Origin of the sequence: Microbispora bryophytorum (assembly GCF_043197435.1) — a bacterium.
In the GTDB taxonomy this organism is placed as follows: Bacteria; Actinomycetota; Actinomycetes; order Streptosporangiales; family Streptosporangiaceae; genus Microbispora; species Microbispora bryophytorum.
Genome location: NZ_JBICTF010000003.1, coordinates 534481 through 554402, shown reverse-complemented (window position 1 = coordinate 554402; position 19922 = coordinate 534481). Strand labels below are relative to the sequence as shown.

General features: G+C 72.2%; 17 protein-coding genes. 6 read left to right on the top strand and 11 right to left on the bottom strand.

What is annotated here, in order from left to right; genetic code table 11:
• The first annotated feature begins 8 nt into the window (after positions 1-8).
• Both ACGFIB_RS11850 and ACGFIB_RS11845 read left to right on the top strand, forming a co-directional pair.
• Positions 9-467, top strand: coding sequence for a hypothetical protein (locus ACGFIB_RS11850; protein ID WP_223867626.1), 459 nt, complete (start codon positions 9-11; stop codon positions 465-467).
• The gene (locus ACGFIB_RS11845; protein WP_393370888.1) at positions 464-910 is read left to right on the top strand and encodes a hypothetical protein; all 447 of its coding nucleotides are present in this window, start codon (positions 464-466) and stop codon (positions 908-910) included. Before ACGFIB_RS11850 ends, ACGFIB_RS11845 begins: the two co-directional genes overlap by 4 nt.
• Before the next feature lie 80 nt (positions 911-990).
• Here ACGFIB_RS11845 and ACGFIB_RS11840 read toward each other — a convergent pair whose 3' ends face one another.
• The 6 genes from ACGFIB_RS11840 to ACGFIB_RS11815 form a co-directional block, all read right to left on the bottom strand.
• The gene (locus ACGFIB_RS11840) at positions 991-2493 is read right to left on the bottom strand and encodes a carboxyl transferase domain-containing protein (RefSeq protein WP_393370884.1); all 1503 of its coding nucleotides are present in this window, start codon (positions 2491-2493) and stop codon (positions 991-993) included.
• Entirely contained in the window at positions 2490-3656 is a 1167-nt protein-coding gene (locus ACGFIB_RS11835) for a CaiB/BaiF CoA transferase family protein (RefSeq protein WP_357242738.1), read from the bottom strand. The genes ACGFIB_RS11840 and ACGFIB_RS11835 overlap by 4 nt, the downstream gene beginning before the upstream one ends.
• A 161-nt stretch (positions 3657-3817) precedes the next feature.
• A complete protein-coding gene (locus ACGFIB_RS11830; protein WP_393370880.1) occupies positions 3818-3973 on the bottom strand; it encodes a hypothetical protein in 156 nt (51 codons plus the stop codon).
• A gap of 343 nt (positions 3974-4316) precedes the next feature.
• On the bottom strand, positions 4317-6164 hold the full coding sequence (locus ACGFIB_RS11825) for a hydantoinase B/oxoprolinase family protein (RefSeq protein ID WP_393370877.1): 1848 nt from the start codon (positions 6162-6164) through the stop codon (positions 4317-4319).
• Complete coding sequence (locus tag ACGFIB_RS11820; RefSeq protein ID WP_393370874.1) at positions 6154-8199, bottom strand: hydantoinase/oxoprolinase family protein; 2046 nt, start codon at positions 8197-8199, stop codon at positions 6154-6156. The genes ACGFIB_RS11825 and ACGFIB_RS11820 overlap by 11 nt, the downstream gene beginning before the upstream one ends.
• A gap of 94 nt (positions 8200-8293) precedes the next feature.
• Positions 8294-8956: a DsbA family oxidoreductase gene (locus tag ACGFIB_RS11815; protein ID WP_393370871.1), complete on the bottom strand. Its 663-nt coding sequence runs from the start codon at positions 8954-8956 to the stop codon at positions 8294-8296.
• Between the two features lie 125 nt (positions 8957-9081).
• Between ACGFIB_RS11815 and ACGFIB_RS11810 the strand changes: the two genes are divergently transcribed.
• Positions 9082-9729 (top strand): PadR family transcriptional regulator, encoded by a 648-nt coding sequence (locus ACGFIB_RS11810; RefSeq protein ID WP_357242726.1) that lies wholly within the window; start codon positions 9082-9084, stop codon positions 9727-9729.
• A 138-nt stretch (positions 9730-9867) separates the two neighbouring features.
• Positions 9868-11055: an FAD-dependent monooxygenase gene (locus tag ACGFIB_RS11805; protein WP_357242723.1), complete on the top strand. Its 1188-nt coding sequence runs from the start codon at positions 9868-9870 to the stop codon at positions 11053-11055.
• Between the two features lies 1 nt (position 11056).
• Here ACGFIB_RS11805 and ACGFIB_RS11800 read toward each other — a convergent pair whose 3' ends face one another.
• On the bottom strand, positions 11057-11749 hold the full coding sequence (locus tag ACGFIB_RS11800) for an SRPBCC family protein (RefSeq protein ID WP_393370866.1): 693 nt from the start codon (positions 11747-11749) through the stop codon (positions 11057-11059).
• A 452-nt stretch (positions 11750-12201) separates the two neighbouring features.
• Between ACGFIB_RS11800 and ACGFIB_RS11795 the strand changes: the two genes are divergently transcribed.
• Positions 12202-13662, top strand: coding sequence for a cytochrome ubiquinol oxidase subunit I (locus ACGFIB_RS11795; RefSeq protein ID WP_393370863.1), 1461 nt, complete (start codon positions 12202-12204; stop codon positions 13660-13662).
• Positions 13663-13673: 11 nt separating this feature from the next.
• Positions 13674-14585 carry a cytochrome d ubiquinol oxidase subunit II gene (gene cydB, locus ACGFIB_RS11790; protein ID WP_357242714.1) on the top strand — a complete coding sequence of 304 codons (912 nt, stop codon included), beginning with the start codon at positions 13674-13676 and terminating at the stop codon, positions 14583-14585.
• Here the strand turns inward: cydB and cutA are convergent.
• The 4 genes from cutA to ACGFIB_RS11770 are packed head-to-tail and all read right to left on the bottom strand — an operon-like array spanning position 14579 to position 19802.
• Positions 14579-16987 (bottom strand): aerobic carbon-monoxide dehydrogenase large subunit, encoded by a 2409-nt coding sequence (gene cutA, locus ACGFIB_RS11785; RefSeq protein ID WP_393370859.1) that lies wholly within the window; start codon positions 16985-16987, stop codon positions 14579-14581. The two genes, cydB and cutA, sit on opposite strands and share 7 nt — an antisense overlap.
• Positions 16984-17520 (bottom strand): (2Fe-2S)-binding protein, encoded by a 537-nt coding sequence (locus tag ACGFIB_RS11780; protein ID WP_393370856.1) that lies wholly within the window; start codon positions 17518-17520, stop codon positions 16984-16986. The genes cutA and ACGFIB_RS11780 overlap by 4 nt, the downstream gene beginning before the upstream one ends.
• Complete coding sequence (locus ACGFIB_RS11775; RefSeq protein WP_357242702.1) at positions 17517-18392, bottom strand: FAD binding domain-containing protein; 876 nt, start codon at positions 18390-18392, stop codon at positions 17517-17519. The genes ACGFIB_RS11780 and ACGFIB_RS11775 overlap by 4 nt, the downstream gene beginning before the upstream one ends.
• Before the next feature lie 27 nt (positions 18393-18419).
• Positions 18420-19802 (bottom strand): uracil-xanthine permease family protein, encoded by a 1383-nt coding sequence (locus ACGFIB_RS11770; RefSeq protein ID WP_142570013.1) that lies wholly within the window; start codon positions 19800-19802, stop codon positions 18420-18422.
• Between the last annotated feature and the right edge of the window lie 120 nt (positions 19803-19922).

Sequence of the window (19922 nt, the reverse complement as noted above, 5' to 3'; positions counted from 1 at the left end):
TTGGCCCCATGAGCGAGCCGGGACGCAGGACGCGGATGCAGAAGGTGGTTCCGCCGCGGCTGCTCGTGCCGTACCTGTCGGGCCGTCGCACGATCATCTCCGGCTACGTGTACCGCGTGCAGGACTGCGACCGCCTCACCACCCCAGCCGCGCTTGTCGAGGCCCTCGACCTGTGCTTCGACGGATCGGAGCTGACGCCGGACGTGCCCGAGCTGTACATCATGCGCTGGGACGCGCGGGACATCGACACCTACGTCGTCCCGTACGGCCCGCACATGGGCGGTGATTGGAGCGATGCACCCCCCTTCACTGGGAACGGGTTCACCGCCTCGCGCGAGCAGGTGGTGCCGCAGTTCCACACGATGCCCATGCCGATCCCCGCGGGTGCGGAGATCGTCCACCTCGCCCCGGCCGGAGAGCGTCCCTTCGCCGGGTACGACGGCCTGACCTGGCGGCCCGCGCGATGAGCGAGATCGAGCCGGTCGGCCTGGGATTCGTCGCCCGCTACCGCGACCGGGACTACGCCGCCGCGGTCGGGCCGGGCGGCGACGACGTGGTGCTGTTCAGCGAGACGCCGCAGGAGGGGTTCACCGCCGCGGGCGGCTACTGGCGGCTGCGGGTGGGCCGGGCCGCGCTGGAGCGGCTGACCCTGCTGCGCACGGTCGGGGCGTTCGGCGGCGAGCCGTGCCTCGTGCTGGACGAGGACGACGGCGGCGACGGCGGGGAGGGCGGCCTGCACATCGCCTACACCGGCCACAACGGCCTGAAGGCCGAGGCGCTCGGCTACTGGCTGGTGGACCACGGCGCGTACGAGGTGGTCGTGCCCCGCGACGAGGTCCACGCGATCCGGGTGGAGCGCGTTTCTGTGCCGCTCACCGCTGACCGGGCGGACGGTCACGAGGGCCCCTGAGGGACCCGGGCCGAGGCGGGTTCTCGGGAGCCCGGCGACCGACGCCGGGGCACGTGGGCGGGTGTGATGAGGCGGCCGGTTCAGGAGCCGAGCGACCGGTAGCGGGCGAAGCGGGCCGCCGTCCGCTCCCCCTCCGGGCGGTCCAGCAGCCCCGCGATCTCGTGTCCGAGCGTGCGGCCGACCCTGCGGCAGAACTCCTCCGGCTCGTACGCCGCGTCCGGCCGTTCCGGCACGATTCTGTCCACGATGCCGTCCCGGCGCAGGTCGGCGGCGCGTACGCCCTGTGCGGCGGCGATCTCCGGGGCGAAGTCGACGGTCCGGTACAGCAACGCCGACGCGCCCTCCGGCGGGAGCGGCGACAGCCAGGCGTGCTGCGCGCAGACGACCCGGTCGGCCGGGAGCAGGGCCAGCGCGGTGCCGCCGGCGCCCTCCCCCAGCAGCAGGCACACGGTCGGCGCGTCGAGCATGACGAGGTCGGCCAGGCAGCGGGCGATCTCGGCGGCCAGGCCGCCCTCCTCGGCCGCCTTCGACAGCTCCCCCCCACTGGTGTCGACGACCGTGACCAGCGGCAGGCGCAGTTCGCCCGCCAGGCGCATGCCGCGCCTGGCCACCCGCAGCCCTGCAGGGCCGAGCGGGCTGCCCGCCCGCTGCCGCCGCCGGTCCTGACCGAGGACGACGGCGGGCGCGGCGCCGAATCTGGCCAGCGCCAGCAGGAGGCCGGGGTCGCGCTCCCCCGTGCCGGTGCCGCGCAGCGGGGTCACGTCCCGCGCGCCGTATCTGAGCAGCTCGCGCACGCCGGGGCGGTCGTCGCGGCGCGAGCGGGTGACGGCCTCCCACGCCGGTACCGGTTCGTCCGCCTCCTCGGGTTCCGGGCCGGGATCCAGCCCCGCGCGCGGGGCGCAGAGCACGGTCAGCGCCCGGACGGCGACCTCCCGCGCGTCCCCGGCCGAGACCACGGCGTCGACCAGCCCGAGGGCGTGCAGGTTCTCCGCGACCTGGACTCCCTGGGGGAACGGGTAGCCGTGCAGCGACTCGAACACCCGAGGCCCGAGGAAGCCGATGAGCGCGCCCGGCTCGGCGGCCGTCACATGCCCGAGCGAGCCCCACGACGCGAGCACCCCGCCCGTCGTGGGATGGCGCAGATAGACGACGTACGGCAAGCCGGCGGCGCGGTGGGCGGCGACCGCCGCGGTGATCTTGATTATCTGGGTGAAGGCCAGCGCGCCCTCCTGCATGCGGGTGCCCCCGCTGGCGGGGGCGGCGAGCAGCGGCAGGCGCTCGGCGGTGGCCCGTTCGACGGCCCGGACGAGCCGCTCGGCGGCCGCCACCCCGATCGAGCCAGCCAGAAAGGAGAACTCGCAGGCGGCGACGGCCACCCGGCGTCCGTCGAGCGTGCCCTCACCGGTCACGACCGACTCGTCGTATCCCGTCCTGGCCCGGACGCGGGCGAGTTCGGCGGCGTAGTCCGACCCGGGGGCGGCCCGGTCCCGCGGAGGCTCGTCCCACGACTTCCACGAGTGCGGATCGAGTACCCGCGCGATCAGCTCCCGCGCGTCCGGCCGGCCCGTGCCGCCTTCGTTCATGGCGAGCGCCGCTCCCGCTCGGCCAGCCAGTCGAGCACGGCGTCCTCGTCCTGGCCCAGGCCGGGAGGCGCGACGTGCCCGTCGTCCGAGGCTCGGCCGTCGAACCGCAGCGGTGGGCCGGGCAGCTCGATCTCGCCCAGGACCGGATGGTCGACGGTGACGATCAGGCCCTGCGACCGCACCTGGTCCCAGGCGTAGACCTCGTCGATCGACCGGATCGCGCCCGCGGGCACGCCGATCTCCCGCAGCGCCGCGAGCCAGTGCTCGCGGTCGTGCACCGCCAGCGCCTTCTCCATCTCGGCGATCAGCTCTTCCCGGTGAGCGAACCTCTCCCTGTTTGTCGCATATTTCGATATTTCTGGATCGATGTCCAGTAGCGGGGCGACCTTGCGCCACTGCCCGTCGCTGGCCACCGCGATCTGGATCATGCCGTCGGCGCAGCGGAAGGCGCCGTACGGGGCGATGGAGGCGTGGTGGTTGCCGCCCGCCTTCGGCACCGCGCCGCCGACGGTCCAGGCGGTGCCGTGGTAGGAGTGCACACCCACGACCGACGCCAGCAGCGACGTCCTGACGACCGTCCCGCGGCCGGTGCGCTCGCGCTCGTACAGCGCCGCGACCACGCCGTAGGCGCCGTGGATGCCCGCGAGCAGGTCGGCGATCGAGGCTCCGACACGGTACGGCTCGTCGGGCGACGGCCCGGTCAGCGACATCAGCCCGGCCTCCCCCTGGGCGATCTGGTCGTAGCCCGGCCGGCCGCCCTCGGGACCGTCGTGGCCGAACCCGGTGATGGACAGGATCACCAGCCGGGGATTGAGCGCCTGCAGGCGCTCGGTGGAGAACCCGAGGCGGTCGAGCACGCCGGTGCGGAAGTTCTCCACCAGCACGTCGCTCTGCCGTACGAGCCGCTCGATCAGGTCGCGGCCCTCTTCGGACTTCATGTCCACCGCGATCGACCGCTTGTTGCGGTTGGCCGCGAGGAAGTACGTGGAAATGTCATGATCCGGGCCGACGAAGGGCGGGCCCCATCCGCGCGACTCGTCCCCCGCCGGGTGCTCCACCTTGATCACGTGGGCGCCCAGGTCGCCGAGCATCTGCGCGCAGTGCGGCCCGGCGAGGGCCCGGGACAGATCGAGGACGACGATGCCGCTGAGAGGTCCCTGCACGGCCAGCCTCCACGGAGGTCGGTGAGGAGAACGTCCGTCGGTCTCCACCGGCAAGCCTGCCAGGTCACCCCGCCGTCACGACAGCCCCGGTCCGCGCCCCCGGCGGTCTACCGCCCGTACGGCCCGGGGTTCCCGGGCCGCCGCCCCTGCCCGGGGCTGTGTCAGCGATGCGTGCGATGGCCGCGCCACTGGTCCATCAGCCGCCGCAGCCGCTGCTGGTTGTGCGGATCACGCGCCTTGGTCTTGACCTTCTCCACGTTCTCTCGGCCCTTGGGGCTCTGCAGGTAGTCCCGGATGCGCTGCACGATAGATGCCATTTATGACTCACCATCCCATTTATGCCGTCACTGGACGGCTACCCACGGACACCGCCGCCAATCACCGGTGCCGGGAGCAGGCAGGGCGGTACGGTGAAAACCGAGGAGGACGTGCGGTGCCGGTACGTGACCTGGGGGCGACACGTGGGATCAGGTACACGCCGCCGGGCACGGCTGAGGAGCGCCGTCCACCACGTGATCGCGGAACTCGAGGCGGAACTGCGCACCACACCCGCGAAGGTCTCCCGTTCCGCCGCCGTGAGCGGCTGAGACAAAGAAAGGCACTCCCCGGCCCGCCCCCCGGCGCACGTCCGGCCGGCTCGCGCGCCCCCGGCGGCGCGCGTTAGAGGGTGTCGACCTCCGCGTGCGGGAGGCCGCCGGAGAGTTTGGGGTAACCGGGGCCGCGGTCGAAGAAGGCGGCGGGACGCGTCTCGCGCAGCCGCTCCCGCAGGCGCTCGGTCGCCTCCGCGTCCACGACGACCTCGTCGACGGCTCCGGCCTCGCGTAAGGCGGACAGCACGACGCCGTAGTCCTCGCGCGCGCCCTCGATCGACACCTTCCCGTCGCGGACGTCGGCGGCCACCCTCTCCGCGGGCCGGTCGTACGGCGAGCCCCAGCCGCCTCCGCCGGTCGTGCGGATGCGGATGACCTGCCCGGCGCGTACGGGAAAGTCGTCGACCAGGCCCTCCATCTCCACGCCGTCCACGGTGACCTGGAAGGGACGGCCCGCCCGGCCGCCGTTGACGCCCCAGCACGACAGGATCGAGCGATCGGCGATCGACATGAAGGAGGCGTCCCGCAGCATGCGGATGTGCTTGTCGTAGCCGAGGCCGCCGCGGAACTCCCCCGGCCCGCCGCTGTCCACGGCCAGGCCCAGCCGCTCGACCCGGAACGGCCAGCGCGCCTCGGCGAACTCCACCGGGATGTTGCGGCTGTCGGGCACCACGTGGATGGTGTCCTCCCCGTCGGCGTACCAGCGCCCGCCCGAGCCGCCGCCGAGCACCTCGCGCATGAGGTAGGGCCCGTCGTCCGACTCGCCGTACACGCCGGTGTAGCGGATGGTCTCCTGATCGGCCGGCATCCGGCCGCCGGTCGCCTTGGCCAGCACGCCGGCCAGGACGCCGAGCAGGCGCAGGATCACGAACGTACGGGCGTTGGTGGGCGCGGGGAAGATCGGCGTCAGCAGGGTGCCCTTCTCCGGGAAGACCATCTTGATCAGCGGCACGACGCCCTCGTTGACGTCGAGCTCGGCCATCCGCTCGGGGGTGTCGGCGAGGTTGCGCAGGATCGGCGCCAGCCACTTCTTCAGGAAGACGCCGTCGGCGTAGTCGCCGGCGTGGTTGATCGGTCCCTTGGCCTGGGGCGAGGTGCCGGTGAAGTCGATGGTCAGCGGGGTGTCCGCCGCGTGGTCGACGGTGAGCGTGATCCGCTGGGCGTGCAGGCGCGGCTCGTCCACGCCGTCGTGTTCGGCGTAGTCCTCCCAGATGTGCACACCCTCGGGGATCTTCGCGAGCAGTTCGCGGCGGAACGTCTCGGTCGTCTTGCCGACGATCGCGTCGAAGCACGCCTCGACCGCCTCCCGGCCGTACCGGTCGAACAGCTCGCCGAGCCGCCGGGCCCCCATGAGGCAGGCCGAGCACTCAGCGTCGAGGTCCCCGGCCAGGGAGTCGGGCATCCGGGAGTTGCGCGTCATGATGGTGAGCGCGGCGCGGTTGGGCACTCCCTGGTCCCACAGCTTGATGGGCGGGACCATCAGGCCCTCCTCGAACGCGCTGCGCGCGTGCGACGGCATCGATCCCGGCACCGCGCCGCCGATGTCGTCGTGGTGGCCGAACGCCTGGACGAACGCGACGACGTCGCCCCCGTGGAAGACCGGCACCGTCACGCACAGGTCGGGCAGGTGGCCGATGCCGCCCTCGGAGAGGTAGACGTCGTTGTGGAAGAAGACGTCGCCGGGCCGCATGGCGCCGATCGGGAAGTCGCGGACGATCGGCTGCACCAGCGCCGAATAGGAGCGCCCGGTCAGCTTGCGCAACCGCGCGTCGTGGATGCCCGCGCGGAAGTCGTGGGCGTCGCGGATCATCGGCGACCGGGCGGTGCGGGCGATCGCGGTCTCCACCTCCATCTCCACCGAGGCGAGCGTGCCCTCCACGATCTCCACGAGCACGGGGTCGACGTTCCTATCGGTCATCGCTCACCACCACGAGGTTGCCGTAGTCGTCCATGGTCACCGTGAACCCGGGGTGCACCGGCAGGGTCGAGCCGTACTCCTCGATCACTGCCGGGCCGCGCACCACGGCTCCCGCGCCGAGGTCGGCACGGCGGTAGATGACGGTGCGGCCCCACTGCTCGTAGTACACGTCGCGGGTCGCGACCGGGCTCGGCTCGTGCTCCTGGCGGGGCCTGCGCGCGATCTTCGGCCGGGTGATCGGGCCGATGCCGGACACCCGGAGGTTGACCCACTCGACGACATGGCGGGGGTCGTCGCGGTAGCCGTACCCGTAGAGCCTCTCGTGCTCGGCGTGGAACCGCTCGGCGATCACGGCGAGCCACGCCTCGTCCACCGGGCCGTCGGGGGCCGGCACCCGCACCTCGTACGCCTGGCCGTAGTAGCGCAGGTCGGCGCTGCGCGCGTACACGTGCTCGGCGAATCCCTCGCGGTCGAGCGCGTCCGCCGCCTGTGCCTCCAGGTCGGCGAGGATCTCGCCGACCGTCTCAGGGGAGGGATCGCGGGCGACGTGCGTGCGCACGTAGTCGTTCTTCACGTCGACCGTGAGCAGGCCGAACGCGGAGACGTTCCCGGGATCCGGCGGGACGATCACGGCCGCCAGCCCGAGGATGTCGATGAGGCGGCAGGCCAGCAGCGGCCCGGATCCGCCGAAGGCGACCATCGGGAAGTCCCGCACGTCGAGGCCGCGCTGGACCGTGATCTGCCTGATCGCGTTCGACTGGTTGAACGCGCTGATCTCCAGGATCCCGGTGGCGCAGCGTTCCGGGCTCAGCCCCAGACGGTTCGCCAGCGCCTCGACGCCCGCCCGCGCGGCGGCGACGTCGAGGGAGATCTCGCCGCCGAGCAGATGCGGGGGCACCCGCCCGAGGAAGACGTGCGCGTCGGTCACCGTCACCTCGGTGCCGCCCCTGCCGTAGCAGATCGGCCCGGGGTCCGCGCCCGCCGACCTCGGACCGGCCTTCAGCGTCCCCTCGGGGGAGATCCAGGCGATGGATCCGCCGCCCGCCCCGACCGTGACGATGTCGATCATCGGGATCTTGCACGGGTAGCGGCCGATGCCGCCCTCGGTCGTCAGCGACGGCTCTCCGTTCACCACGACGGCCACGTCGGTCGAGGTGCCGCCGCCGTCGAGGGTGATGGCGCTCGGATGCCCGGCGGTCCCCGCGATCAGCGCCGCGCCGAGCGCCCCCGCGGCCGGGCCGGACAGCACGGTCGTGATCGGCTGGTGCACCACCTCGGCCGCCGACAGCACGCCGCCGTTGCTCTTCATGACGGAGAACGGCCGTCCGAGCCGCTCCGACAGGTTCTCGATGTACCGCCGCATGATCGGTTTGACCGCCGCGTCCACCAGCGTGGTCACCGATCGCTCGTACTCCCGGTACTCGCGCAGCACGTCGCTCGACAGCGACACGACGGCCTCGGGGTGCTCGCGCTCCAGCACCTCGCGCATCCGCCGTTCGTGCCCGGGGTTGGCGTAGGAGTGCAGGAAGCACACCCCGATCGCGGTGACGCCCCGCTCCCTGAACCACCGCGCGACGTCCGCGGCCTGCTCCTCGTCGAACGGCCGGACCTCACGGCCGAGGTGGTCGAGCCGTCCGCCGACGGTCCGCACCCGGTGGACGGGCACGATCCGCGGCGGCTTGACCCAGAAGTAGGAGTTGCCGTACCCGTCCGGCACGCTCTGCCGGGCGATCTCCAGGACGGACCCGAAGCCCTCCGTGGTGACGAAGCCCAGGTGAGACGTGCCGTCCGGGCGGTCCTCCAGCAACTGGTTGGTGGCGACGGTGGTGCCGTGGACGAGGGCGGACACGGCGTCGAGGGCGCGGGACCCCGCGTGGGCCTCGAGCACCTTGTGAACGCCTGCCATGAACCCCTCGGCCGGGTTGGCAGGAGTCGAGGGAGTCTTGGTCGTGACGATCCGGCCGGACTCCTCGTCGAGAAGCACGACGTCGGTGAAGGTGCCGCCTGTGTCGACCCCGATGCGGACGCTGGACATGCTCCGTGTTTACCGATCGCCGCCGATCGGAAGAACCGGCGCACTCTGCCGAAGAATCGACGTCCTGTCGTCAGACCCTGCCCGGACTGGTCACCTACACCGCGCAGGTGCCGTCGTCGCAGTCCTCAGCGGCGGGCACGCCCACGGCCCTCTCCTCGGCCGTACGCGCCTCGACCTCCCGCAGGGCGGCCACGAGCGTCTCGACGGGCTGCGCGCCCGAGACGGCGTACTTCTCCTCGAACAGGAACAGCGGGACGGCGCGGACGCCGAGCGCACGGGCGCGGGCCAGTTCCGCGCGCACCTCGTCCGCTCCCTCACCCGTGTCCTCGACTCCCGTCTCGGCGGCCAGGGCGGCCAGCGCGGCGGGGTCGCCGACGTCGAGGCCCTCGGTGAAGTGCGCCCGGAAGAGCCGGTCGGCCATGTCCCCGTCGCGCCCCGCGCGGCCGGCCAGCCCGATCAGCCGATGCGCCTCGAACGTGTTGGCGGCGACCGCCCGGTCGAAGCGGAGCTCCAGCCCGTCCTGCGCGGCCACTCCCGTGACGTGACCGGTCATCTGCGCCACCTGGGCGGCGCCGCCGAACTTGCGCTCCAGCGCGCGCAGCAACGGCTCACCGCCGGAGACCCCGTCCGGGTCGAGCTGGAACGGGCGATGGGCGACCTCGACGTCCCCCTCGTAGAGGCGCACGGCCTCCCGGAGACGGTGGTGACCGATGTAGCACCAGGGACATACGACATCGGAGAAGATCTCGATTTTCACGACATATCCCAACCAGCGGCGCCGACGGCCGATTCCCCGGCACCGGCGGCGTCCGTGGTCTTGCCAGGTTCCGACTCGCATCCGTATATTCGTAGACGAGTGAGTGAGGAAGAGGGTGATCGTGGATGGCGAAGCGGCGCAAGGTGGCGAATCTGCTGGCGTTGGCGGTGCTCTCCACGCTCGCGCATCGGCCGATGCATCCGTACGAGATGGCGGCGGCGATGCGCGGCTGGAACAAAGAGCACGACATGGGGATCAAGTGGGGGTCTCTCTACACAGTCGTCGGCAACCTGGCCAAGCATGGGCTGATCCAGGAGCTGGAGAGCGGTCGCCAGGGACGCCGCCCGGAGCGGACCGTCTACCAGATCACCGAGGCGGGCCGGGAGGAGTTGGTCGACTGGACCCGGGAGCTGCTCAGCGTTCCCCACACGGAGTTCCCCTGGTTTCGCGCCGGCCTGTCGGTCATGACGGTGCTCCCCCCGGACGACGTGGCCGCGCTGCTCACCGAGCGGCTCGCGGCGATCAGGAAGGGGATCGCCAGGCTGGAGGAGCTCTACGAACGTGACAGCGCGCGGGTGCCGCGTCTGTTCCTCATCGAGGTGGAGTACGACCTGGCGATACTCAAGGCGGAAGAGGACTGGATCGGCGCCCTGCTGGGCGAGCTGACGGCGGGCACGTTCCCCGACCTGCCGGAATGGCGGACCTTCCACGAGACCGGCGAACTGCCGGCCGAGATGAAGAAACTCGCGGAAGACCACATCACTGACATTTAGCCCTGGTGGCGGTGCTGCAACACCGCCACCAGGAAGACCTTCGAACCGGCATGTGGTGGCCCGAAGATGCAGCGAATCGAGAATAACGGGTCTCCTCCCATGGCGGTTCGGCGAGCACGTCAATCGACAGGAGGAGAAATGAAGAACGTCGCGATCATCGGCGGCGGCATCGCCGGCCCGGTCACCGCGCTGGCGCTGCGCAAGGCGGGCATCGACGCCACCATCTACGAGGCGTACCCGACCAGCGCCGAGGGCGTCGGCGGATCGCTCGTCCTCGCACCCAACGGCATGGCGGCACTGGAAATCGTCGGTGTGGCCGGCGCGGTGCGGGCGGCCGCGCAGCCCAGCACGCGCTCGGTGATGACGCTCGCCAATCGCACGCGCCTGGAGCTGCCCAGCCTGTCCCAGGTCGGACCGCTGCACGCGGTCCGGCGCGCCGACCTCTACCGGGCGCTGCACGACGAGGCCGTGAAGCAGGGCGTCAACGTCGAGTACGGCAGACGGCTCACCGGGGTGGAGGGCACCACGGCGGTCTTCGCCGACGGCAGCCGGGCCCGGTTCGACGTCCTGGTCGGCGCCGACGGCATCCACTCCACCGTTCGGCGGCTCATCGATCCGGACGCGCCCGGCCCGAAGTGGACCGGGATGCTCGGCGTGGAAGGCGTGTCGTCGTACGACGTGCCCGAAGACCCGGAGACGATCGTCTTCGCCTTCGGCAGGCGCGGCTACTACCTCTACTGGCGCAACGCCGCGGGCGGCAGCACCTGGGGCGTCAACCTGCCCTACCACCGGCCCCTGTCCCTCACGCAGGCCCGCGAGGTGCCGCGCGAGGAGTGGACGCGCATCCTGTTGGAGACGTACGGCGAGGACGTGCCCGGCGGTGACCTGCTCCGGCACACCCCTATGACGTCGATGCAGGTGACGGGGGCCCTCTACATCATGCCCAGCGTCCCGCACTGGTATCGGGACCGGATGGTCCTGGTCGGCGACGCCGTCCACGCGCCGTCGAACAGCTCGGGACAGGGCGCGTCGCTCTCCATCGAGAGCGCCGTCGAGCTCGCCCGCTGCCTGCGGGACATCGAGGACGTGCCGCGGGCGTTCGCCACGTACGAGCGGCTCCGCCGCACCCGGGTGGAGAAGGTGGCGGCACGCACCTACAAGATCAACAGTACCAAGACGCCGGGTCCGGTCGTCCAGAAGCTGATACCGCTGCTCATGCCGCTGATGCTGAAGACATTCATGAATCCGGACAAGACCGTGGGCCCCGAGCAGCGCTACCGCATCGACTGGGACACGCCCGTCGGCGCGGCGGCCCACCTGGCGTGACCTACCTGCGGCGGCCCTGTCGGCCGAGGAGCCAGCCGATGACCGCGCTGCCAAGCGCGACCCCCGCGCCGGCGCCGAACGCCGCGAGCATCGTCCAGGCCGGCACGCCGGGGCGGGGCGGGGCCGGGACCTGCCGCGTGAACACCCGCGGCTCCCCGGTCACGGCCGCCTCCCCGGTCACACCCGCCACCGCCGCACGCTCACCGGCCGCCACCGGCGCGATCTCGGCGACGACGGTCTCCACGGTTCCGGCGGGGACGGACAGCAGGTGCCGCTCGACGGCGGAGAAGAACTCCCCCGCGGTCTTCTTGGCGACCGAGGCGAGCATGCGCTGCCCCACGCCGCCGATCATGCCGCCGACGACGGCCTCGGCGTCGTAGTCGATCCGGGTGCCGCCTCCGGCGTCGCCGAGCCGTACGGCCACGGTCGCCTCCACCGTGCCGGGGGCGCCCTGGCCGCGCGCGCCGAGCGTGAACCGGTCCGGCTCCTCCTGCTCGCGCAGCGCCACCTCGCCCTGGTAGACGCCCTTGATCGAGGCGACCCCCGCGGTCACCGTCATCGCGTACACGTTCTCGCCGATCGTCTCCAGGCGCTCGCAGCCGGGGATCGTCCGGACCAGGACGGCAGGGTCCTGGAGGGCGTCCCAGACCCGCTTGCGCTCCGCCGCGACCAGCGCGCTGCCTGAGACCTTCATGAGCCACCTCCGATGCCGAGCACCCTAGGGAATCACCCGTACGGCGAGAACGGCAAGATCTGCCCCGGCACGGCGCCGTGGTCGTGCAGAGTTCACATGCCCGGTGGCGCGGCCGGCTACCGAGCCACGCCGTCGCGCCGTCAACCGCGCGGCGTACGAGCGAATCAGCCGCACGGCGGACGCGGCACTTGTCATCGTTCGTCCAGTCTTGATCCCGTGCCTCCCCCGGAGGCGCTCCCGGCGGGACGGAGCCCCCGTCCCCGGTGGCCGGGACGGTCCGACCGCAACCGTCGGTACTGCAGGCAACGGGATCCGGCACCGCGAACCGGGGTCCGGGCGGCGCACCCGCCCGGCTGTGACGAAGATCGCACCTCGCGGAGCGCCGATGCTCTACAGCGTGTAGTACTACTGGTTATAGAACTACGAGCTGTAGAGCTCCGGGTGAGGGAGACATGGACGCGCTTGACCTGGCACGGTGGCAGTTCGGGGTGACCACCGTCTACCACTTTCTCTTCGTACCCCTGACGATCGGGCTGGGCGTCTACGTCGCCGGACTGCAGACCGCCTGGCACCTGACGGGCAAGGAGCACTACCTCAGGCTCACGAAGTTCTTCGGCAAGCTCTTCCTGATCAACTTCGCCATGGGCGTGGTCACCGGCATCGTCCAGGAGTTCCAGTTCGGGATGAACTGGAGCGAGTACTCGACCTTCGTCGGCGACGTGTTCGGCGCGCCGCTGGCACTGGAGGCGCTGCTCGCGTTCTTCCTGGAGTCGACGTTCCTCGGCCTGTGGATCTTCGGCTGGGACCGGCTGCCCAGGCGGATCCATCTCGCCTGCCTGTGGGCCGCCGTCATCGGCTCCAACCTGTCGGCGTACTTCATCCTCGCGGCCAACGCCTGGATGAAGCACCCGGTCGGCTACGAGGTCGTGGACGGCAGGGCCAGGATGACCGACCTGTGGGCGGTGCTGACCAACTCGACGGCCCTCGCCCAGGTGCCGCACGTCGTCGCCGCCTCGTTCGTCGTGGCGGGCGGGTTCGTCATCGCCGTCGCGGGCTACCGCATCCTGCGCGAGCGCGGCCTCGCCGTGCTGCCCGGCCGCCGGAACGCCCCGGCCGCCCAGGACGCGACCGTGCCGATGCGCCGCCTTCCGGACATGTGGCGGACCAGCCTGCGCGCCGCGCTCGTCATGACGGCGATCGCGGGGGCCGTCGTCGCCGGCAGCGGGGACCTGTCCGGCCAGTTGCTGCGCGAGCAGCAGCCGATGAAGCTCGCCGCGGCGGAGGGCCTGCGCCACGACACCGCCGGGGCGCCGTTCTCGATCGCGCCCGGCGTCGAGGTGCCCGGCCTGCTCAGCCTGCTCGCCGCGCACGACCCCGGCGCGACGGTCCAGGGCGTCGACGACATCCAGGCGCGGTACGAGAAGGCCTTCGGGCCGGCCGACTACATCCCGAACCTGCCGGTCGTCTTCTGGTCGTTCCGCGTGATGATCGGCTTCGGCATGGCCACGGTCGGCCTGTCCGTGCTCGGCCTGTGGCTGACCCGGCGACGGCGCGGCGGCACGGCGAAGCCGGTGCCCGGCTGGTTCGCCCGCCTGTGCGTGCTGGCGCTCCCGCTGCCCGCCGTCGCGATCATCTCGGGGTGGCTGCTCAGCGAGATCGGCCGCCAGCCGTGGACCGTCCAGGGCGAGCTCATGACGGCCGCCAGCGTGTCGCCCGGCGTCTCGCTCGGCGAGGTCGCGATCACCCTCGCGGTCTTCACGGTCCTGTACGGCGTGCTGGCGGTGGCCGAGGGCGTGCTGCTGGTGCGGCACGTCAAGGCGGGCCCGGAGCTGCCGCCGATCGAGAGCGCGCCCACCGGCGCCGCTCCCGCCCGCCCCGACGACGCGCGGCTCACGCCGACGCTCATGTACTGAGGAGCTACGAGATGACGACCTTCTGGTTCATCGTGATCGCGTTCCTCTGGACGGGTTACTTCGTCCTGGAGGGATTCGACTTCGGCGTGGGCGCGCTGCTGCCGCTGCTGTCGCGCTCCGAGGCCGACCGCAGGCAGGTGCTGGGCACCATCGGGCCGGTCTGGGACGGCAACGAGGTGTGGTTGATCACCGCGATCGGGGCGATGTTCGCGGCCTTCCCTGCCTGGTACTCCGGCCTGCTCAGCGGCTTCTACCTGGCGGTCTTCCTCGTCATCGCCGGCCTGATCCTCCGCGGGGTGGGCCTGGAGTGGCGGGGCAAGGTCCACTCGCGCCGCGAGATCGCGCTGTGCGACGCCGGGATCGTCGTCGGCAGCGTGCTCCCGGCGTTCCTGTGGGGCGCGATCTTCGGCAACCTGCTGTTCGGCACGGCGCCGGCGACCGTGCTCGGCGGGGCCCTGTCGCTGTCGGTGGCCGTGCTGCACGGCGCGGTGTTCGTGGCGCTCAAGACGACCGGCGGGGTGCGGGCCCGCGCCCGCCGCGCCGCGCTTCTCGCGGCCGTCGGGGCGCTGCCGATGGCGATCGCCACGCTGCCGTCCGTGCCCGGCAGGGGGCCGGCGTGGACGCTGGGCACGGCCCTGCTCGCCGCCTCGGCGCTGGCGGCCGGGGTGACGCTGGTGTGGGGCCGCCGGGAGGGCTGGGCCTTCACCGCGACCGCGACCGCGATCGCCGCGACGACCGCCACCGTCTTCGGCGTGCTGTGGACCGCTCCCCTGCCCGGGCTCACGCTGGCCGAGGCGGCCTCGGCGCCGTACACGCTGACCGTCCTCACCTGGATCGGCCTGTTCGCCCTGCCGGGCGTCATCGCCTACCAGGCCTGGACCTACTGGGTCTTCCGCAAGCGCCTCACCGCCGGAGTTCACTGATCGCTTCCGGGCGCTCCCTGAGGCGTGAGGCGCAGGTGGTGGAGGTCGGAGGGGGAGATGGGCATCCGGGCGATCGTGATGCCCTCGGCGTCCTCGACCGCACCGGCGATGACGGCCGAGACCGGGATGACCCCGGCCTCCCCCGCGCCCTTGATCCCCAGCGGGTTCAGCGGCGAGGGCGTCTCCAGGTGGGCCGTCTCGATGTGCGGCACCTCCGTGGCGTACGGCATCAGGAAGTCCATGAACGAGGCGTTCAGCAACTGGCCGTGCTCGTCGTAGACCATCTTCTCGTACAGCGCCCCGCCGACGCCCTGGGCGACCCCGCCGTGGATCTGCCCCTCGACGATCATCGGGTTGATCAGCCTGCCGCAGTCGTGGACGACGGCGTAGCGCAGGATCCTGATCTCGGCGGTGTCGGGGTCGGTCTCCACGATCGCCGCGTGCATGCCGGCCGCGAAGGTGGATCTGACCGGTGAGTAGTAGTCCCGGCCCTCCAGACCCGGCTCCTCCCCCTCCGCGACCGGCGGCCGGTCGTCGGAGGCGGCCCCGGCGAACTGGGTGGCCCGTCTGGTCTCCTCGTCGAAGGCGTACCGCAGCGGGTTGGACAGCACGGCGACGGTCCCCAGCGGGATCGACGCCGACGGCACGCCGGCGACGTGGACCGTCCCGTCGGTGATCTCCAGGTCGCGCGGGTCGGCCTCCAGCGCCTCCGCCGCGATCCGCAGCGCCTTCTCCCTGACCTTCCGGCAGGCGAGCGCGATCGCGTTGCCGCTCATCACGGCCGCCCGTGAGGCGAAGGTGCCCACGGCGTACCCGAAGCGCCGGGTGTCGCCGGTGACGACCGACACCTTCTCGATCGGCACGCCGAGCTCGGTGGCCGCGATCTGGGCGAAGGCGGTCTCGTGCCCCTGCCCCTGGGAGGTCAGGCCGGTCGAGACGTGCACCCGGCCGTCGGAGGTGATTTGCACGTGCCCGCCCTCGTAGGGGCCGACGCCGGTGCCCTCGACGTAGCAGCCGACGCCGATGCCGATCCTGCGCCCCTCGTCCGCCGCGCGGGCCTTCGCCTCCGGGAAGGAGTCCCAGCCGATCAGCTCCTTGAGCAGGCGCAGCGCCTCGGGGTAGTCGCCGCTGTCGTAGATCAGCGGACGCCCGTCCTGGAACGTCATGCCCTGGTCGTACGGGAACTCGTGCGGCTGGATGAAGTTGGCCGCGCGGACCTCCGTGCGGTCCCTGCCGAGGTGGGCGGCGATGCGGTCCATCGTCCGCTCCATGCAGAACACGCCCTGCGGGCGGCCCGCGCCCCGATAAGGCGTGACCTGCACGGTGTTGGTGTAGATCGAGGAGAACTCGACCCGGTAGGCGCCCACCTTGTACGGCCCGAGCAGCTGGGTCGAGGTGATGATCGGCACGATGATCCCGTACGGCGTGTAGGCGCCGTGGTCGTGCAGGATCTCCACCTCCAGGCCGAGGACGCGCCCCTCGTCGTCGAACCCGACCCGCACGTGCTGGACCTGGCCGCGCTCGTGGGAAGAGGAGACGAAGTGCTCGCGCCGGTCCTCGGCCCACTTGACCTCGCGGTTCAGCAGCCGGGCCGCCCACGGCACGAGGACCTCCTCGGGCCACGGGTGGACGATCTTGACGCCGAAGCCGCCGCCGACATCGGGCGCGACGACCTCCACCTTGGGCAGCGGCAGCCCGAGCTTGGCCGCGATCGCCATCCGCACGCTCGTGGACGTCTGCGTGGAGGAGTAGACGCGCAGCGAGCCGTCGTCGGCGTCCCAGCGGGCGTACACGCCCCTCCCCTCCAGGGGCATGGACGCGCTGCGCTCGACGTCGAGGCGGAACGCCAGCGTGTGCGGGGCGGCCTCGATCGCCTCCCCCGCGGTCAGGCCGCCCGGTCCCGGCACCTCCTGGACGAGGTGCGCGCCGACGTTGCCAGGCACGTCCTCGTGCACGAGGTGGACTCCGCGCACGGCCTCCTCGATGCCCACGACGGGCTTGAGGACCTCGTAGTCGACCCGGATCAGGGCGCAGGCGTCCTCGGCGAGGTAGCGGTCGCGGGCGACGACCATCACGACCGGCTCGCCGACGTGCCGGACGATCTCCCGGGCCAGCGGGTACGCCGTGCGCCCGTGGGTGAGCGCGGGGTGCGGGATCAGCAGCGGCAGCGGCTCGGCCAGCGCGCCCGGCAGGTCCTCCCACGTGTAGATCGCGACGAGGCCCTCCACGTCGAGGGCGGCCGACACGTCGATGTCGAGGATCCGCGCGTGGGCGTGCGGCGACCTGACGAAGGCGGCGGCCAGCGCGCCTGCGCCCAGGTCGTCTAGGTAGCGCCCCTGGCCGGTGATCAGCCGGGCGTCCTCGCGCCGCTGGACCGGCTCGCCGAACAACCTGGTCGTCACCGATCCTCCTCCACCCGAAGCTCTGTCTGACGCTCCGCCCCAGGCTCCGCCTGAAGCTCTGCCTGAAGCTCCGCCGCCCGGTGGACCGCCTTGAGGATGTTCTGGTAACCGGTGCACCGGCACAGGTTGCCCGCCACGGCCTCCAGCGCCTCCTCCTCGGCCGGTGCGGGGTTGGCCCGCAGGAACGCGGTCACCGTGCACAGGAAACCCGGCGTGCAGAACCCGCACTGCAGGGCGTGGCACTCGGCGAAGGCCCGCTGGACCGGCGACAGCTCGCCGTCGCGCGCCAGCCCCTCCACCGTCGTGATCTCGTGGCCGTCCACCGTGACGGCGAACGTCAGGCACGACCGCACCGGCTCGCCGTCCAGCAGCACCGTGCAGGCGCCGCAGACGCCGTGCTCGCAGCCCACGTGGGTGCCGGTGAGGCCGAGGTCGTGGCGCAGGCAGTCGGACAGCAGCCGCCGCCCGGGCACCGTCGCCTCGCGCAGGACCCCGTTGACCGTCAGCGTCACCCGATGGCGTGTCTCGTTCACGATTCCTCCCCGCGGGCCGCCGCGGCGGCGTCCCGCAGCGCCCGCGCGGCGAGCACCCCGGTGAGGTGCCGCCGGTAGTCCGCCGTCGCGTGGATGTCGCCCTCCGGATCGATCCGGTCCCGTACGGCTCCCGCCACGGCCTCCCACTCGACCGAGGCGGCCGGACGCGGGCCGCACGCGGCGGTCACGTCCACGACCACCGGGACCGGTCCCACGCTCACGCAGGCGACGCGGGCGGCGGCGATCCGGAGGTCCTCGTCCAGCGTGACCGCGGCGGCCACCCCGGCCACCGCGTAGTCGCCGTGCCGCCGGGCCACCTCGTGGAAGGCCGTGCCCGACCGAGGGGGCAGCGCCGGGAAGAACGCCGACACGGCCAGTTCGCCGGGCCGCAGCGCCGACTCCATCGGGCCGGTGAAGAACTCCGCGGCCGGCACCTCCCGCTCCCCGCCCCGGCTCGCCATCCGTACGGACCCGCCGAGCAGGGCGAGCACGGCGGGCATCTCGGCGGCGGGGTCGGCGTGCACGAGGCTGCCCACCACCGTGCCGCGGTTGCGGATCACGGGGTGGGCGACCAGCCGCAGCGCCTGCCGCAGCAGCGGCAGCGCGGCGGCGGCCCGCGGCGAGCGCTCCACGGCGGCGTGGCGGGCCAGGGCCCCGACGCGTACGCCGGACGGCCCGGCCTCGATCCCGTCCAGGCCGGGCACGCGGTTCACGTCGACGATGTGGTCGGGCGCGGCCAGCCGCATGTTGAGCAGCGGGATCAGGCTCTGGCCGCCCGCCAGGACCTTCCCGCCGGGCCCGGCCTCGGCGAGGACGTCGAGCGCCTCGCCGAGGGTGGCCGGGCCGTGGTAGTGGAACGGAGGCGGCTTCACCGCGTTCGCACCCGCGGCGCGGGCCGTTCAGACAGCCGGGTCGCGTTCGAGCCCGATCTCCCCACCCGTGACCTCCTTCGCTCGTCTGCTCGCGATCGCACGGAGCAGGTGATAGCCGGCGAGCACCACGATCGTGCCGAGCGCGATCCCGGCGAGCGAGAAGTCGCCGGTGATCTGGTGGGTGACCGGCCCGATCGCGAGGATGATCCCCGCGCCGATCGGCACCATGTTGACCGGGTCGGCGAAGTCCACCCGGTTCTCCACCCAGATCTTCGCTCCGAGCAACCCGATCATGCCGTACAGGATGACCGTGACGCCGCCGAGCACGCCGCCGGGCGTGGCGGCGACCAGCGCGCCGAACTTGGGGCACAGGCCGAACAGGATCGCGATGACCGCGGCGATGTAGTAGGCGGCCGTCGAGTAGACCCGGGTGGCCGCCATGACGCCGATGTTCTCAGCGTATGTCGTGGTGGGCGAGCCGCCGACGGCGGTCGCCACCACGGTGCCGACGCCGTCGGCGATGATCGCCTTGCCCATCTGGGGGTCGACGTCGGCGCCGGTCATCTGGCCCACGGCCTTGACATGGCCGACGTTCTCCGCGATCAGCGCGATCACGGCGGGCAGCACGACCAGCACGGCCGACGCCTGGAACGACGGGGCGTGGAAGTGCGGCAGCCCGATCCAGTCGGCGTCGACGACGGCCTGGAAGCTCACCCGGGGGTGGGTGTCGATCTTCCCGATGCCCGCGTTGTACGCGGTGATGTTCCCGAACGCCTTGTCGGCGAGCCAGGACAGGACGAACCCGAAGACCAGCCCCAGCAGCACGCCGATCCGGCCGAGGAAGCCGCGGAACACCACGATGAACACGAACGTCGCGACCATCGTGATCAGCGCGATCCACGGGTCCTGTGGCCAGTACACGTCGGCCACGACGTACGCCAGGCCGAAGCCGATCAGCATGACCACCGCGCCGGTCACGACCGGGGGGAAGACGCGGTGGATGATCTGCACGCCGAGCACGTGGATCGCCACGCCGCACAGGGCCAGCACCAGACCGGCGACGAGGATCGCGCCGGTCACGACCTGGTCGGCCCCCGGGGTGTCGCCGCCGAACGCGGCCCGCACCGCGACGACGCCCCCGACGAACGACGCCGACGTGCCCAGGTAGCTGGGGATCCGCCCCTGGGTGAAGAGCAGGAACAGGATCGTCGCGACGCCCGACATCATCACGGCCGTGTTCGGGTCCAGCCCCATGACGAGGGGGAACACGAAGGTCGCGCCGAACATGGCGATCACGTGCTGGGCGCCGATGCCGGCCATGCGCGGCCAGCTCAGCCTCTCGTTCGGTTTGACGACCTCCCCGGGTGCCAGCCCTCTGCCGTCGCCGTGCACTGTCCATCTGAAAGCCATTTACGCCCCTTTTGGTACTGGGCCGTGGGCCGGTAGGCCACCCCGCAGGCGTCCCTCCGCGGCGCTCTAGACCGTTTGGGGCACTTTAGGACTGGCGTGCGCGGCAGACATGGGCATGAT